The 14,777-nt window shown below is 71.6% G+C and carries 15 protein-coding genes and 1 tRNA gene; 12 read left to right on the top strand and 4 right to left on the bottom strand.

The annotated features are described in order from the left end of the window. From AB0K02_RS07665 to AB0K02_RS07620, 10 genes are all read left to right on the top strand, one after another. Positions 1-1,248: an NADH-quinone oxidoreductase subunit C gene (locus tag AB0K02_RS07665; protein ID WP_365991511.1), complete on the top strand. Its 1,248-nt coding sequence runs from the start codon at positions 1-3 to the stop codon at positions 1,246-1,248. After that, positions 1,245-2,213 (top strand): complex I subunit 1 family protein, encoded by a 969-nt coding sequence (locus AB0K02_RS07660; RefSeq protein ID WP_365991413.1) that lies wholly within the window; start codon positions 1,245-1,247, stop codon positions 2,211-2,213. The genes AB0K02_RS07665 and AB0K02_RS07660 overlap by 4 nt, the downstream gene beginning before the upstream one ends. After that, the gene (locus tag AB0K02_RS07655) at positions 2,213-2,857 is read left to right on the top strand and encodes an NADH-quinone oxidoreductase subunit I (RefSeq protein WP_365991412.1); all 645 of its coding nucleotides are present in this window, start codon (positions 2,213-2,215) and stop codon (positions 2,855-2,857) included. Before AB0K02_RS07660 ends, AB0K02_RS07655 begins: the two co-directional genes overlap by 1 nt. Beyond that, a complete protein-coding gene (locus tag AB0K02_RS07650; protein ID WP_365991411.1) occupies positions 2,854-3,489 on the top strand; it encodes an NADH-quinone oxidoreductase subunit J in 636 nt (211 codons plus the stop codon). Before AB0K02_RS07655 ends, AB0K02_RS07650 begins: the two co-directional genes overlap by 4 nt. Continuing rightward, positions 3,489-3,875 carry an NADH-quinone oxidoreductase subunit NuoK gene (gene nuoK / locus AB0K02_RS07645; protein ID WP_365991410.1) on the top strand — a complete coding sequence of 129 codons (387 nt, stop codon included), beginning with the start codon at positions 3,489-3,491 and terminating at the stop codon, positions 3,873-3,875. Before AB0K02_RS07650 ends, nuoK begins: the two co-directional genes overlap by 1 nt. Then, complete coding sequence (locus tag AB0K02_RS07640) at positions 3,872-5,872, top strand: NADH-quinone oxidoreductase subunit L (protein WP_365991409.1); 2,001 nt, start codon at positions 3,872-3,874, stop codon at positions 5,870-5,872. Before nuoK ends, AB0K02_RS07640 begins: the two co-directional genes overlap by 4 nt. 3 nt (positions 5,873-5,875) lie before the next feature. After that, positions 5,876-7,477: an NADH-quinone oxidoreductase subunit M gene (locus AB0K02_RS07635; protein ID WP_365991408.1), complete on the top strand. Its 1,602-nt coding sequence runs from the start codon at positions 5,876-5,878 to the stop codon at positions 7,475-7,477. A gap of 2 nt (positions 7,478-7,479) precedes the next feature. Then, complete coding sequence (locus AB0K02_RS07630) at positions 7,480-9,000, top strand: NADH-quinone oxidoreductase subunit N (RefSeq protein ID WP_365991510.1); 1,521 nt, start codon at positions 7,480-7,482, stop codon at positions 8,998-9,000. Between the two features lie 149 nt (positions 9,001-9,149). Continuing rightward, on the top strand, positions 9,150-10,013 hold the full coding sequence (htpX, locus tag AB0K02_RS07625) for a zinc metalloprotease HtpX (RefSeq protein WP_365991407.1): 864 nt from the start codon (positions 9,150-9,152) through the stop codon (positions 10,011-10,013). Further along, a complete protein-coding gene (locus tag AB0K02_RS07620) occupies positions 10,010-10,402 on the top strand; it encodes a YccF domain-containing protein (protein WP_365991406.1) in 393 nt (130 codons plus the stop codon). The genes htpX and AB0K02_RS07620 overlap by 4 nt, the downstream gene beginning before the upstream one ends. A gap of 66 nt (positions 10,403-10,468) precedes the next feature. On the opposite strand, the gene AB0K02_RS07615 is transcribed toward AB0K02_RS07620, so the two are convergent. Further along, entirely contained in the window at positions 10,469-11,713 is a 1,245-nt protein-coding gene (locus AB0K02_RS07615) for an amino acid permease (protein ID WP_365991405.1), read from the bottom strand. 85 nt (positions 11,714-11,798) lie between these two features. Here AB0K02_RS07615 and AB0K02_RS07610 point away from each other — a divergent pair, with 85 nt between their 5' ends. Continuing rightward, positions 11,799-12,068 carry a GlsB/YeaQ/YmgE family stress response membrane protein gene (locus AB0K02_RS07610; protein WP_365991404.1) on the top strand — a complete coding sequence of 90 codons (270 nt, stop codon included), beginning with the start codon at positions 11,799-11,801 and terminating at the stop codon, positions 12,066-12,068. Positions 12,069-12,119: 51 nt separating this feature from the next. Here AB0K02_RS07610 and AB0K02_RS07605 read toward each other — a convergent pair whose 3' ends face one another. From AB0K02_RS07605 to AB0K02_RS07595, 3 genes are all read right to left on the bottom strand, one after another. Further along, positions 12,120-12,785 carry an alpha-ketoglutarate-dependent dioxygenase AlkB gene (locus AB0K02_RS07605; RefSeq protein WP_365991403.1) on the bottom strand — a complete coding sequence of 222 codons (666 nt, stop codon included), beginning with the start codon at positions 12,783-12,785 and terminating at the stop codon, positions 12,120-12,122. Beyond that, a complete protein-coding gene (locus tag AB0K02_RS07600; protein WP_365991402.1) occupies positions 12,782-13,282 on the bottom strand; it encodes a methylated-DNA--[protein]-cysteine S-methyltransferase in 501 nt (166 codons plus the stop codon). The genes AB0K02_RS07605 and AB0K02_RS07600 overlap by 4 nt, the downstream gene beginning before the upstream one ends. Positions 13,283-13,509: 227 nt before the next feature. After that, on the bottom strand, positions 13,510-13,998 hold the full coding sequence (locus AB0K02_RS07595) for a YajQ family cyclic di-GMP-binding protein (protein WP_365991401.1): 489 nt from the start codon (positions 13,996-13,998) through the stop codon (positions 13,510-13,512). Between the two features lie 191 nt (positions 13,999-14,189). On the opposite strand from AB0K02_RS07595, the gene AB0K02_RS07590 reads away from it, so the two are divergent. Further along, a tRNA-Tyr gene (locus tag AB0K02_RS07590) sits at positions 14,190-14,271 on the top strand. Positions 14,272-14,777: the final 506 nt, after the last annotated feature.

Here is a 14,777-nt window from a genome sequence, read left to right as displayed (position 1 = left end):
GTGAACCCGTACGACAGCCTCCCGGACGCCGTCACCGAGATCTTCGGCGAAGAGGCCACCGCCGAGCGCGCCTACGACCTTCTCACCGTCGACGTCCCCGCCGGCACCTGGATCGCGGCGCTGGAGACCGCCCGCGACAGGCTGGGCTGCACCTATTTCGACTGGCTGAGCGCGGTCGACGAACCGGGCGTCGGCTTCCGCGTGTGCGCGCACGTCGTCTCCCTGGAGGGCCGCGCGGTCCGCCGGCTGCTCGTCCGCACCACCGTCCCGCACAGCGCCCCGTCGCTGCCGACCGCCGTCGACGTCTACGCGGGAGCGAGCTGGCACGAGCGCGAGACGCACGAGATGTTCGGCGTCGACTTCACCGGGCATCCGCATCTCGACCCCCTGCTCCTTCCCGAGGGCTTCGAAGGGCACCCGCTGCGCAAGGACTTCGTCCTTGCCGCCCGGGTGGCCAAGGCATGGCCGGGTGCCAAGGAGCCGGGGGAGTCCGAGCACGGCGGGCCCAAGCGACGCCAGATGCTGCCGCCCGGTGTCCCCGACCCGAACGAGTGGGGCCCGCTGAAGGGCCAGCTCCCACCCGCACCGGCCCGGCCGGCCCGCACCCCGCGTGCGGCCGTCGCCGGCGCGGCGGCCGACCGCCCGCCGCGCCGCACCCGCACGGCGGGCGAGGGCTCGGCGTCGCAGGCCGCCGCCGCTCCGGAGGATGCGGGGGAGGCTCGTCCGGCTCGGCGTACGCGCAGTGCGAGTGAGGGCTCGGTGTCCCAGGCTGCCGCGGCTGCGGGGGATGCGGGGGAGGCTCGTCCGGCTCGGCGTACGCGCAGTGCGAGTGAGGGCTCGGTGTCCCAGGCTGCCGCGGCTGCGGGGGATGCGGGCGAGGCCCGTCCTGAGCGGCGCTCCCGCAGCGCCGCCGGGGACTCGGCCGGTCCGCGCCGGCCGGACGGCGGCGCCCAGGAACCGGCGGAGACCCCGGCCACCCCGCGCACCCGCAGTTCCGACGCCCCCTGGCACCACGCCCGCCCAGCCTTCGACGATCAGCAACCGCCGGCGAGCGCGCCCGGCACGGCCCCCGAGGGGGCGCGGCCGCCAGGAGAAGCCCCCACGGCGACGCCCGAGCCCGCGCCGCGCGCCGAGCCCGCGCCGCGCGCCGAGCCCGAGCCCGCGCCGCGCGCCGAGCCCGAACCGGAACCTGCACCCGAACCCGAGGCCGACGAGCCGAACCGACCCGCCGGAGGCGACCCCGCGTGAACGACGCCCTCGACGTCGCCTTCCGGCTCATCGTCGTCTTCGCCGTGTTCATGGTCCTCCCGCTGATCATCGGGCAGACCGAGCACAAGGTCATGGCCCACATGCAGGGACGCCTCGGCCCCATGTACGCCGGCGGCTTCCACGGCTGGGCCCAGCTCGTGGCGGACGGCGTGAAGTTCGCGCAGAAGGAGGACGTGGTCCCGGCGGACGCCGACCGCCGCATCTTCCAACTCGCGCCCGCCGTCGCCCTGCTGCCCTACCTCCTGGTCCTGATCGCGATCCCCATCGGTCCCAGCGAGAGCGCGGTCGGCCAGATCGTCGACGCCGGCGTCTTCTTCGTTCTCGCCGTCATGGGCGTCGGCGTGCTCGGGTCGCTCATGGCGGGCTGGGCGTCGGCCAACAAGTTCTCCCTCCTCGGCGGCCTGCGTACCGCCGCTCAGCTGCTGGCGTACGAACTGCCGATGCTGCTCACCGCCGCGTCCGTCGCCATGGCGGCCGGCACCGTCTCGCTGCCCGGCATCCTGAACGCTTTCGAGTGGTGGTGGCTGCCCTGGCAGATCGTGGGCGCCGTCGTCTTCTTCGTCGCCGGTCTCGCCGAACTGCAGCGTCCTCCCTTCGACATGCCGGTCGCCGACTCCGAGATCATCTTCGGTGCGTACACCGAGTACACCGGCCTCCGTTTCGCCCTGTTCCTGCTCGCCGAATACGCGGGCATCGTCGTCCTGTGCGGCCTGACCACCGTCCTCTTCCTCGGCGGCTGGCACGGTCCGTTCGGTGCAGACGGGCTCGGCTGGGTGTGGACCCTCCTCAAGACCGCACTGCTGGCGTTCCTCGTCATCTGGCTGCGTGTGAGCTATCCGCGGCTGCGCGAGGACCAGCTGCAGAAGCTCGCCTGGACGGCCCTCGTCCCCCTCGCTCTCGCCCAGATCGCCCTCACCGGCATCGTCAAGGTGGTGATCCAGTAATGCCCCCGATCCCCGGCAGCGGCCTCGCCAAGGGCCTTGCCGTCACCCTGCGGACGATGACGAAGAAGCACGTCACCGCGCAGTACCCGGACGTCCTGCCCGAACTCCCGCCGCGCAGCCGTGGCGTGATCGGCCTGTTCGAGGAGAACTGCACGGTCTGCATGCTCTGCGCCCGTGAGTGCCCCGACTGGTGCATCTACATCGACTCCCACAAGGAGACGGTCCCCGCGGCCGCCCCCGGAGGCCGTGAGCGCAGCCGGAACGTCCTCGACCGGTTCGCCATCGACTTCTCGCTCTGCATGTACTGCGGTATCTGCATCGAGGTGTGTCCTTTCGACGCGCTGTTCTGGTCGCCCGAGTTCGAGTACGCCGAGACCGACATCCACGACCTCACCCATGAGCGCGACAAGCTCCGCGAGTGGATGTGGACGGTGCCCGCGCCGCCCGCACTCGACCCGGGTGCCGAGGAGCCGAAGGAGATCGCGGCTGCCCGCAAGGCCGCCGAGAAGCTCGCGGCCGCCGAGGAGGCGGCAGCGGCCCAGGCCCACGCCGGCACCGAACCCGGCGCCGGTCCCGGCACCGAACCGGGCGCCGAATCGGGCACCGGACCCGGCGCCGAGCCGGGACAGGGAGGCCCCGCATGACGCTCGCCGCCGCCGCGCCCCAGGGCTTCCTCTCGCCGACCGGTGTCGAGATCGCCTTCCTTCTCGTCGGCCTCGCCACGCTCGGCGCGGCGCTCGTCACCGTCACCACCAGGCAGCTGGTGCATGCCGCGCTCTGGCTGGTGGTGACGCTCGGCGGCCTCGCCGTCGAGTACCTCCTGCTCACCGCCGAGTTCATCGCGTGGGTGCAGGTCCTGATCTACGTCGGGTCCGTGGTCGTCCTCCTTCTCTTCGGGCTGATGCTCACCAAGGCCCCCATCGGCCGCTCCCCGGATGCCGATTCGGGCAACCGGTGGGTGGCCCTCCCGGTGGCCGCCGCCGCCGGGGCGGCCCTGGTGTGGGTCGTCGTGGACGCCTTCCGTACCACCTGGATCGACCTCGACGGACCCGTCCAGGGATCCACCAAGGTGTCCGGCGAGATCCTCTTCCGGCACTGGGTCCTGCCGTTCGAAGCGCTCTCCGTCCTCCTGCTCGCCGCCCTCGTCGGCGCGATCGTGCTGTCCCGCCGTGACCAGGAACCGCCCGCCGAGACCGGTGCCACCCCGCCGGACGGGGCCGTCCCCACGGGCCGCGACGGTGCGGCCGACCGTACGGCCCGAGAGGAGAAGAGCTGATGCATCTCGCCTATCCCGCCGTGCTCGCCGTCCTCCTCTTCAGCGTCGGGCTGTACGGCGTCCTCGCACGCCGCAACGCCATCCTGGTTCTGATGTCCGTCGAGCTGATGCTCAACGCGGTCAACCTGAACCTCGTCGCCTTCGACGTGTGGCTGCGCGACACGCTTCACGCCGGTCAGGCACTCACCTTGTTCGTCATCGCCGTCGCCGCCGCCGAGATCGGGATCGGCCTGGCGATCGTGCTGATGGTCTACCGCAACCGCGGCAGCTCGGACGTCGACCGCCTCCGTGACACGGCGGAGGCGACCGGCCCCGACGCCGGCGGCACACCCGACGACAGCGACACACCCGCAGACCGCGAGGAGAAGGCCGAGGCCACCGCGTGACCACGACGACCCTCGCCGTTCTCGTCCCCCTTCTTCCGTTCCTCGGCGCCGCCGCCGGACTCCTCCTCGGCCGCACCGCCCCCGGATTCGTCCGCCCCCTGGCCGTCCTGCCCACGCTCGCCGCCGCCGCTCTCGCCGTCCTCGTCGCGGCCCGCCAGGACGGCGGACGGACCATCACCGCCTCCACCGAGCTCACGCCCACCGGCTCGGTCCCCATCGACCTGGCCCTGCACATCGACGGCTTCGCGGCGCTCGTCGCCGTCCTGGTCGGGATCGTCGCGTCCTGTGTGCAGATCTACTCGACGGCCTATCTGCGCGACGATCCGCGCTACCCGTCGTACGCGGCGCTCGTCTCCCTGTTCACGTCGGCCATGCTGCTCGTCGTCTACTCCGGCGACCTGATGGTGCTGCTGGTCGGCTGGGAGATCATGGGCATCTGCTCGTACTTCCTCGTCGGCCACTTCTGGGAGACGTCCGAGGCGCGTGCCGCCTCCCTCAAGGCGTTCCTGGTCACCAAGCTCGGTGATGTCCCCTTCCTGATCGGTCTGTTCGCGCTCGCCGCCGACGCGGGCACCTTCCGCATCAGCGGCATCCTCGGCGCCGTCGCCGCCGGCACCATCGACCACCCCACCCTGGTGGCACTCCTGCTGCTCGCGGGCGTGGCGGGCAAGTCGGCGCAGTTCCCGCTGCACACCTGGCTCCCCGACGCGATGGCGGGCCCCACGCCCGTCTCCGCGCTCATCCACGCCGCGACGATGGTCGCGGCCGGTGTCTACTTCGTGGCACGCCTCCTTCCCCTCTTCGCCGCGTCCGCCGCGGCCATGACCGTCCTCGCCGTCATGGCGGCGATCACGATGGTCGGCTCGGCGCTCGCCGCGCTCGCCCAGGACGACATCAAGCGTGTCCTCGCCTACTCGACCATCGGCCAGCTCGGCTACATGTCGGGGGCGCTGGCCGTCGGCGACCGCGGTGCCGCCGTCTTCCACCTCCTGTCCCACGGTGCGTTCAAGGCGCTGCTCTTCCTCGCCGCCGGCGTGATCATCCATGCCGCCGGCACGAACTCGCTCGCCGCCATGTCCCGGATGAGCGGCCTGGCCAAGCGCGTGCCCGACGCCTACTGGACGATGACCGTCGCACTGCTCGCGCTCGCCGCGATCCCTCCCTTCGCCGGCTTCTTCTCCAAGGAAGCCGTCCTGGTCGCCGCCGAGCACACCGCGCTCGGCGATTCCGCCGTCGCCCCCACCGGCGCCGGCTGGACCGTGCTGGTCGCCGGTCTGCTGACCGCCGTCCTCACCGCCGCCTACGCCATGCGGCTGTGGCTGCTCGCCTTCCGCGGCCGCGGTGCCGAGGCACCCGACCACGGCCGGGAGCCGGTCGCCATGACCACGGTGCTCTGGTTCCTCGCCGTGCCGTCACTCGCCTTCGGCCTGACCTTCGACCGGCTGCCCGGCTGGTTCGACGGCCACGCCCTCACCCCCACCCTCACCACCGCCGTCCTCGGCACCGGCGTCGCTCTGGTCGGCGGACTGGTCACCTACGGGGCGTGGCGGCACGCCACGGCGGCCGCCGCACGTCCCCCCATCGGCGCCGTGGCCGCTCACCCCGGCGCCGAACCGGCCGTTTCCGAGGCCGAGGCGATCGCGGCCCACACCCCGGCCTATGGATCGATCGCGACGGCTGCCGACCCGGCAGACCCCGCCCGTCTGCTGCTCGGCCCGCTCCACCGCCACGCCGCCGCGGGATTCCACGTCGACGCCGTCTACTCCGCGCTGTTCGTCCGCCCGGTACGCGCCGCCGCGCAGCTCGTCCGCTTCCTCGACCGCGAGGTCGTCGACACCTACGTCAGCGGATCGGGCACCGGCGCCCGCCTGCTGGGCAGCGCCGTGCGCCGCGCCCAGACCGGCAACGTGCAGACCTACCTCGGAGCGCTGCTCGCGGGCTCCGTCGTCCTGGCCGTCGCCGCCGTCGTCCTGTCCAACGTCAACGCGGGGTCGTGAGCCGTGATCGATATCAGCGAGTCCGTGATGCAGTTCCTTCTCGCGTTCATCGTCGTCGGCCCGCTCCTGGGCTCCGCCGCGGCACTCCTGCCCGCCCCGCCCGGCCTGCGCGGCTCCGGCCCGGACCAGGCGGTCCTGCGGCACGGTGTGACCGTCACCGGCGCGGTCCTGGCCGCCGCCGTGGTGCTGGCGCTCGGCTTCGACCACGACCGGCCGTCGCGGATGCAGGCCACGACGGACATCAGCTGGATCCCGGCACTCGACGTGCGGATCCACCTCGGTGTCGACGGCATTTCGCTCCCCCTTCTCGTGCTGACGGCGTTGCTGACCTTCCTCTGCGCGCTCCACGGCTACTTCAAGATGCCCGCCGGCCCGTCGCCGAAGGCATTCGTCGCGCTGCTGCTCGTCCTCGAATCCGGCACTCTCGCGACCTTCGCGGTCCTCGACCTGGTGCTGTTCTTCCTGGCCTTCGAGATGGTGCTCATCCCGATGTACTTCCTCATCGCCCGCTGGGGCGGTGAAGGACGGCAGCCCGCCGCCTGGAAGTTCATCCTCTACACATTGCTCGGCTCGGTCGTCATGCTGCTCGGCCTCCTGCTCGTCGGGCTGAAGGCCGGCACATTCGACATGGTGGCACTCGCCACTGACAACGGCCGCGACCTCACCACATCCGTGCAGGTCATCGCCGTTCTGGCGATCGGGATCGGGCTCGCGGTCAAGACCCCGATGTGGCCTCTGCACAGCTGGCTGCCGGACGCGCACACCGCGGCCCCGACCATCGGCTCGGTCCTGCTCGCCGGTGTCCTGCTCAAGATGGGTACGTACGGATTCGTCCGCATCGTCCTGCCGATCACGCCCGACGGCATGCAGACGTTCGCCCCGTACCTCGCCGCCTTCGCCGTCGCCGGGATCATCTACGGATCGCTCGCCTGTCTCGCCCTGGCGCGCAAGGGCGCGGGCGGCGACCTGAAGCGTCTCATCGCCTACTCGTCCGTGGGCCACATGGGCTTCGTCCTCCTCGGCATCGCGAGCATGACGCCCGCCGGCATCAACGGCGCGCTCTTCGCCAACATCGCCCACGGCCTCATCACCGGCCTCCTGTTCTTCCTGGTCGGCGCGGTGAAGGACCGCTACGGCACCGCGGATCTCGACACCCTCGCCGGAGCCACCGGCGCCGCGCTGTACGGACGCGCTCCCCGCCTCGGCGGTCTGCTCGCCTTCGCGGCCGTCGCGTCCCTCGGACTGCCGGGCCTGGCCGGGTTCTGGGGAGAGATGCTCGCCCTGTTCGGGGCCTTCGACCCGGCCGACGGGCTCAGCCGCCCCGCGTTCCTCGTCTTCATGGCGATCGCCGCTTTCGGCACGCTCCTGACCGCGGCGTACCTGCTGGTCGTCGTGCGCCGGGTCTGCATGGGAGCGCCGCCCCAGGGCGTCCCGAGCGCGGCGGACGGCCCGGCGTTCGCGCCGCTGACCGACGTCCGCGGATACGAGTTCGCCGCCTGGACTCCGCTCGTGGCCCTCACCGTCATCGCCGGACTGTGGCCCGCGGTCCTCCTCGGCCTCACCGACCCGGCAGTGCAGCAGCTCCTCGCAGGAGGCAAGTCGTGACCATGGCAGCCGACAGCGTCCCCAGCCTGGTCCAGTCGGTCGACTGGCTCACGATCGCGCCGCCGACCATCACGGCCGTCGTCGGACTGGTCGTCCTCGTCGCGGACCTCTTCGTCGAGGAGCGTCGCAAGCCGCTGCTCGGTGTCGTCGCCATCGCGGGCCTGATCGCCGCGATGGCGGCCCTGCTCCCGCTGCGCGAGGGCGACCGCTCGACGTTCTGCCTGACCAACGGCACGCAGGCGTGCAGCTACACCGCCGACCACTTCACCCTGGCCATCCAGTTCCTGGTCCTCGGCGGCGCGCTGCTGACCGCGGTGCTCTCGCTCACGGACACCCGCAAGGACCTGCCCGCCGGAGAGTTCTGGTTCCTGCTGCTCTCCTCGGCGGCCGGCGCGGCGCTGCTGCCCGCCTCCCGCGACCTCGCCACTCTCGTGGTCGCCCTCGAAGTCGCGTCGCTGCCCGCCTTCGCCCTCGTGGGTCTCAGGCGCGGCGACCGGCTCTCCAGCGAAGCCGCCCTGAAGTTCTTCCTCTCCTCCGTGACCGCGACGGCCGTCACGCTGCTCGGCGTCAGCTTCGTCTACGCCGCGACCGGCACGCTGCACCTCACCCAGGTCGCCGCCGGCCTCGAGAACGTTCCCGGCCAGCTGGACACGCTGGCCAAGGCGGGCGTCGCCCTGACCCTCGTCGGCTTCGCGTTCAAGACCGCAGCCGTTCCCTTCCACTTCTGGGTCCCCGACACCTATGTGGGCGCGCCCCTCCCCGTCGCCGGCTACCTCTCCGTCGTCGGCAAGGCCGTCGGATTCACCGGCCTCATCCTGGTGACGGTCGTCGCCTTCCCCGCGTACGCCGACATCTGGGGGCCCGCGCTCGCCGTCCTGGCCGCACTCACCATGACCGCGGGCAACGTGGCGGCCCTTCGCCAGTCGGCCACGCGCGCGTGGAGCGCGGTACGGCTTCTGGCCTGGTCCTCCGTCGGGCAGGCCGGTTACCTCCTGGTGCCGATCGCGGCCGCCGCGTACTCCAGCGACGACCAGATCGGCGCCACCGTCGCCTACGCCCTGATGTACGCCGTCGTGAACCTCGGGGCGTTCGCGGTCGCCGCGCTCGTCGCCCGGAGCCACCCGCAGAACCGGATCGCGGACTACCGGGGCCTGTACGCGGCCCGCCCCGCGGCCGCCCTGGCGATGGGTTTCTTCCTGCTCTGCCTGGCCGGACTGCCGCCGGGCATCATCGGGCTGTTCGCCAAGGTCACCGTGTTCTCGTCGGCCGTCGACGCGGGCCTGGGCTGGCTCGCGGTCGTCATGGGCGTCAACGTCGTGATCGCCCTCTACTACTACCTCCAGTGGACAGCGCTCCTCTTCCGTGCCCCCCGAGGCGCTGTGAGCGGCGCGGAGGCCGAGCCGGTGCGCCGGCGCACGCCGGCGCCGGTGACCGTGGCCATCGTGCTGACGGCGGTCGTCGGTGTCGTGCTCTCCGGCTATCCCCAGCTGGTGCTGCGCTTCGCCGCGGACACGCTGTTCTGACCATCACCCGAACGGCCCACGCCCAGGGCCCGGGAGCACAAGGGGAACCAGCGTCCTTCGCCTGGCGTTGACCAGTACAGAAGGGTCCACTGGAGAGTGGAGCACCCCACGCAAAGGGTTCCCCTGCCGCACCGCTTGGAGGGCGTACCGTGCACCGCCGGCACAACGGGCTGAAGACCGCCGTACTCCTCGGGGGACTGTCCGCACTCATCCTCGTCATCGGCAGCTTCTTCGGCCGGACGGGGCTGCTCGTCGCGCTCGTCGTCGCCCTCGGTACGAACGCCTACGCGTACTGGAACAGCGACAAGCTGGCGCTGCGCGCCATGCGCGCGCGTCCGGTCAGCGAGTTCGAGGCGCCCGCGCTGTACCGGACGGTCCGCGAGCTCTCCACCGCCGCCCGCCAGCCCATGCCCCGCCTCTACATCTCGCCGACCCAGGCGCCCAACGCCTTCGCCACCGGCCGCAACCCGCGCAACGCGGCCGTGTGCTGCACCGAGGGGATCATGCGGATCCTCGACGAGCGCGAGCTGCGCGGTGTCATCGGCCACGAGCTCAGCCACGTCTACAACCGCGACATCCTCATCTCGTCCGTCGCCGGAGCCCTGGCCTCGGTCGTGATGTTCCTGGTCAACTTCGCCTGGCTCATTCCCGTCGGCCGCTCGGACGACGACGACGGTCCCGGCCTCGTCGGCATGCTGCTGATCATGATCCTGGGACCGCTGGCGGCCTCGGTGATCCAGCTCGCCGTCAGCCGCTCGCGTGAGTACGAGGCGGACGCGTCGGGCGCCCAGCTCACCGGCGACCCGCTGGCCCTGGCGAGCGCCCTGCGCAAGCTCGACGCCGGCACGAAGCAGCTGCCGCTGCCGCCGGAGCCCCGCCTGGAGACGGCGAGCCACATGATGATCGCGAACCCCTTCGGGCCCGGCAGGGGCTTCTCCAAGATGTTCTCCACCCACCCGCCCATGGCGGAACGAATCGCCAGGCTCGAGCAGATGGCAGGTCATCGCCCGTGAAGACAATTCTGAACGTCATATGGCTGATCCTGAGCGGCTTCTGGCTCTTCCTCGGATACCTGGCCGCCGGCGTCATCCTCTGCGTCACGATCATCGGCATCCCGTTCGGCCTCGCGTCGTTCCGTATCGGCGTCTACGCCCTCTGGCCCTTCGGTCACACGACCGTCGACCGCCGCGACGCCGGGGCGCCCTCGCTCATCGGCAACGTGCTGTGGGTGATCCTGGCCGGATGGTGGCTCGCGCTCGGCCACATCGTCACAGGCATCGCGCTGTGCCTGACGATCATCGGCATCCCGTTCGGCGTGGCGAACTTCAAGCTGATCCCGGTGTCGCTGATGCCGCTCGGCCGCGAGATCGTCCCCACGGACCGCCCCTTCGCGAGCCGCTGAGGCCCGTCCGGGGCGGCCGGCGCCGGAGCCGTCGGCCGCCCCCCGGCGGGCGGCCGTGTGCGGCGCTCAGCGGTCCGCGGACCCGTCCCTCCCGGGCCGGCGCAGCGCGTAGAGCACGGCCCCGACGGCCAGGACGCCCAGCCCCGCGATGGCCGACACGGCGGGCAGCGACAGTGCGAGGACGACGCACCCCGCCAGACCGCAGGCGGCGGTGATCTGTGCCGACCGGGAACTCAGCGTCCATGCCGAGACGTTGGCAATGGCGTAGTACACCAGCACTGCGAACGACGAGAAGCCGATCGCCCCGCGCAGGTCCACCGTCGCCGCCACCACCGCGACGACGGTCCCCACGGCCAGCTCCGCGCGGTGCGGCACCTGGAACCGCGGATGGACAGCGGCCAGTGCTCCCGGCAGATGACCGTCCCGGGCCATCGCCAGCGTCGTGCGCGAGACGCCGAGAATCAGCGCGAGCAGCGACCCGAGTGCCGCCACGACGGCGCCCGCCCGCACCACGGGCCCGAGCCCGCCGGCCCCCGCCGCCTCCACGGCGTCGGCCAGCGGAGCCGTCGCCCTGCCCAAGTCACCCGCGCCCAGGACGGAAAGGACGGCGACGGCCACACACACATAGGCGACGAGCGTGATGCCGAGGGCCAGCGGCACGGCCCGGGGGATCGTACGGGCCGGATCACGCACCTCCTCGCCCAGCGTCGCGATCCGGGCGTACCCCGCGAATGCGAAGAACAACAGGCCGGCGGCCTCCACCACGCCGTCGGCCGAGACGTCGCCGCCGATCTCCAGCCGACCCGTGTCTGCAGCACTCGACCCCAGACAGGAGACGACCACCGCCACGAGCACAGCCAGCACCACCGCCACGATCACCCGGGTCAGCAGCGCCGACTTCTGAACACCCGCGTAGTTCACGGCAGTCAGCGCCACCACCGCGGCGACCGCGACGGCATGCGCCTGCTCCGGCCACGCATACGCCCCGACGGTGAGCGCCATCGCGGCGCACGAGGCGGTCTTGCCGACGACGAACGCCCATCCCGCCAAGTAGCCCCAGAAGTCGCCCAGTCGCTCCCGCCCGTACACATAGGTGCCGCCCGACGCCGGGTACAGCGCGGCGAGCCGGGCCGACGACATGGCGTTGCAGTAGGCGACCGCGGCGGCCAGCGCCAGACCGATCAGCAGTCCCGTACCGGCCGCGCGCGCGGCGGGAGCCATCGCCGCGAAAACCCCCGCGCCGATCATCGATCCCAGACCGATCACCACCGCGTCGAACAGCCCGAGCGAGCGCCTCAACTCCCGTGTCATGCGTCGCACCCTACTGACCGCGCAACCGCGCCCGGTCTCCCCGTCGTCCTCGGACACGACACCGTTCGAAAGGCAGGTTCACGGCATGAGCGTCATCAGCTGGATCGTCCTCGGGCTGCTCGCGGGGGCGATAGCCAAGATCCTGCTGCCCGGCCGGGACCCGGGCGGGCTGATCGGCACCACGCTCATCGGCATCGCGGGCGCCTTCACCGGCGGATGGCTGTCGGCCCGCTATCTGGACCGGCCGATAGCGAACGAGTTCTACGACGGCGCGACCTGGGCCGCGGCCGTCGGCGGATCGCTCGTCCTGCTGATCGTCTACCGGATCCTGTTCGGCCACTCCCGTTCGCGCTGACCGCCCTGTACGGCCCGTCGCCCGTGCCGGGGCCTGTGAGCGCCCGCCCGGCTACAGGCCCGTCTCCCGCAGGGTGATGTTCAGCCGCCCCGCGGCCGTCCCGGCCGCCGGATCGGCGGTGCCCGCGTAGACCTTCGGCACACCGTGGTACGCGAAACGGGAAGGACCGCCGAAGACGAACAGGTCTCCGGACATCAGCTCCACATCCGTGTAGGGCCGCCCCCGGTTCTCGGTGTTCCCGAAGCGGAACAGGCAGGTGTCGCCGATGCTCAGCGACACCACGGGAGCGCCGGAGCGCTCCTCCTTGTCCTGGTGCATGCCCATCCGCGCCGCGCCGTCGTAGAAGTTGATCAGCGCCGTGTCCGGGGTGTACGCGAAGGGATCGCCGTACGTCCGGTCGTCCCCGTACGCCTCGGCCAGCGCCTCACGGCCCAGGTCGACCAGCCACCGCGGGAACGCGGCGACCCGTTCGCCGTTCACGTCGTCCGCGGTGCGGGAGTAGCGGTACGGCTGCCAGTGCCAGCCCACGCACACCGTCCGCACCGACATCACGCCTCCGCCCGGCAGCGCGGTGTGCCGCAGCGGCACCGGGCCGCGGGCCCAGGACCGGCATGCCTCGACGAGTTCCCGCTGCCGGTCGGGCGGCAGCCAGCCGGGCACATGGACCGCGCCGGGGGCGATGACGGCCCGCTCCCTCGGGAAGAGCGTGTCGTTCACGGCGCGAGCGCGCCCTCGAGCCCGAGGAGCCGTCGCTTGGACTCGAGCCCGCCGGCGTACCCCCGCAGCGCGCCGTCGGCGCCGATCACGCGATGGCACGGCCGGACGACGAGCAGCGGATTGCGCCCGATCGCCGTCCCGACGGCGCGCACGCCGACCGCCGAGGTGCCGACCCGTTCGGCGATCTCCTTGTAGGTCGTGGTCCGTCCGTACGGGACGTCCTCCAGCGCGCGCCACACCCGTCGCTGGAAGGCAGTACCGCCGTCGGTGTACTCGATCTCGAAGCGGGTCAGCCGGCCCGCGAAGTACGCCGACAGCTGGCCGCCGATCTCCTCGAAGGCCGCCGGGTCGCGGCGCCAGCCGTCCTGGACGACGGCGCCGCCCTTCTGCCCGGGCAGCGAGAGCGACGCGAGCGCCGTGCCGCCCTTCGCGGGGACCTCGCCGACCAGCAGCAGTTCGCCCAGCGGGCTGTCGACGACGTCGTACAGGGTGGTCATGACGCGCGTCCCTCCTTGCGGGATCTCGGTGCGGGGGGCTTCGGCGGACGCCCCGCGGGGCTCCACGCCCCCTCGTCCACGAGTCTGCGCCCCGGACGCACCCGGCGCTGGCGGAAATCGGACATGGCCCCTGCGAGGCAGCACGCGCCCCGCGCGCCCCCCGACGGGGCGGGGGCGGAACGGCCCGCGCCGCTCCGCCCCCGTACGCCCCGGGTGGGCGTCCTACCTCACCGGTAGTTCACGAACTGCAGCGCGAAGTCGAAGTCCTGTCCCTTGAGCAGCGCCTGCACGGCCTGGAGGTCGTCCCGGCTCTTGGAGCTGACGCGCAGTTCGTCGCCCTGGACCTGCGCCTTGACGCCCTTCGGGCCCTCGTCACGGATGATCTTCGCCACCTTCTTGGCGTTCTCCTGGGAGATGCCCTCCTGGATGGAGGCGAAGATCTTGTACTCCTTGCCGGAGAGCTGCGGCTCACCCGCCTCCAGCGCCTTGAGCGAGATCCCCCGCTTGACCAGCTTCGTCTGGAAGACGTCCAGGATCGCGTTGACGCGGTCCTCGGAGTTCGCCTGCATCAGGATCTTCTCGCCGGACCAGGCGATCGAGGCGCCGACGTTCTTGAAGTCGTAGCGCTGCGAGATCTCCTTGGCGGCCTGGTTGAGGGCGTTGTCGACCTCCTGCCGCTCGACCTTCGAGACGATGTCGAAACTGGAGTCGGCCATGTCCTGTGGCTCCTTGAATCGGGTGCGTGGAGCGTGTCCGGACCGCCCGGACCGCTCCGCCAAGCCTAGCCACCCGCACCCGCCCCGAGCGCTGATCAATCCGGTGGCGGAGCACCCCTGTGCATCAGGTATCGTTTACGTCGTTGCCACGGAGCACCGCCCCACAGCGGAGTGTCCGGGCGACGTCCCATGGCGGTGTGCCCGAGTGGCCAATGGGAGCGGACTGTAAATCCGTCGGCTTAGCCTACCCAGGTTCGAATCCTGGCGCCGCCACGCGATAGAGACGGCCCCTGATCTGCGGAAACGCGATCAGGGGCCGTTCTGTGTAGGTGTGACCGCGGTGGCCGACTGTCTCACTCCGTCTCGTTGTCACACACTCTCAACCAGCTGTTGTGGACGAGACGTGGACGGGATTCTGCGCGTCTTGCGAGGCCGGCGGGGCCTTGTGGCCGGCTCGCACCTCAGCCAGCATCCTGCGCATGATCGGACGCACCGGACCCTTGGCAGACGTTCCTCTCGCTGCCTTGTTCCCCCACGCTGGCGTTACCAAGCCAGAGAGGATTCGCGAGGTCGGCCGCTCTCTGCAGGGCTACCAGGACAAACGGTGTGGACCTGCCTGGTCCTGGTTCCCTCAGCATGCTCGCTTTCCATCGGACCGACGGCAGCGGATTCTCCGCGAGGAGCTCGGCGTCACAGTCGGTTCGCTCCCCTCCCGGCAATGACAGCGCCTGCCGTGGCCTTGCCGTCGAGCCGCCGAGCGCATGCGTCCAGAACCCTGC

Origin of the sequence: Streptomyces sp. NPDC049597, from assembly GCF_040675505.1 — a bacterium.
Taxonomy (GTDB): Bacteria; Actinomycetota; Actinomycetes; order Streptomycetales; family Streptomycetaceae; genus Streptomyces.
Note: the sequence above shows the minus strand (reverse complement) of the source record. Positions and strands in the feature narration are given on the sequence as shown.

What these genes read in the sequence shown, in the direction of transcription:
- AB0K02_RS07655 (WP_365991412.1), top strand. Translation starts at nt 2,213, where the DNA reads ATGCCCCCGATCCCCGGCAGCGGCCTCGCCAAGGGCCTTGCCGTCACC.
- AB0K02_RS07650 (WP_365991411.1), top strand. Translation starts at nt 2,854, where the DNA reads ATGACGCTCGCCGCCGCCGCGCCCCAGGGCTTCCTCTCGCCGACCGGT.
- nuoK (WP_365991410.1), top strand. Translation starts at nt 3,489, where the DNA reads ATGCATCTCGCCTATCCCGCCGTGCTCGCCGTCCTCCTCTTCAGCGTC.
- AB0K02_RS07630 (WP_365991510.1), top strand. Translation starts at nt 7,480, where the DNA reads ATGGCAGCCGACAGCGTCCCCAGCCTGGTCCAGTCGGTCGACTGGCTC.
- AB0K02_RS07615 (WP_365991405.1), bottom strand. Translation starts at nt 11,713, where the DNA reads ATGACACGGGAGTTGAGGCGCTCGCTCGGGCTGTTCGACGCGGTGGTG.
- AB0K02_RS07610 (WP_365991404.1), top strand. Translation starts at nt 11,799, where the DNA reads ATGAGCGTCATCAGCTGGATCGTCCTCGGGCTGCTCGCGGGGGCGATA.
- AB0K02_RS07600 (WP_365991402.1), bottom strand. Translation starts at nt 13,282, where the DNA reads ATGACCACCCTGTACGACGTCGTCGACAGCCCGCTGGGCGAACTGCTG.
- AB0K02_RS07595 (WP_365991401.1), bottom strand. Translation starts at nt 13,998, where the DNA reads ATGGCCGACTCCAGTTTCGACATCGTCTCGAAGGTCGAGCGGCAGGAG.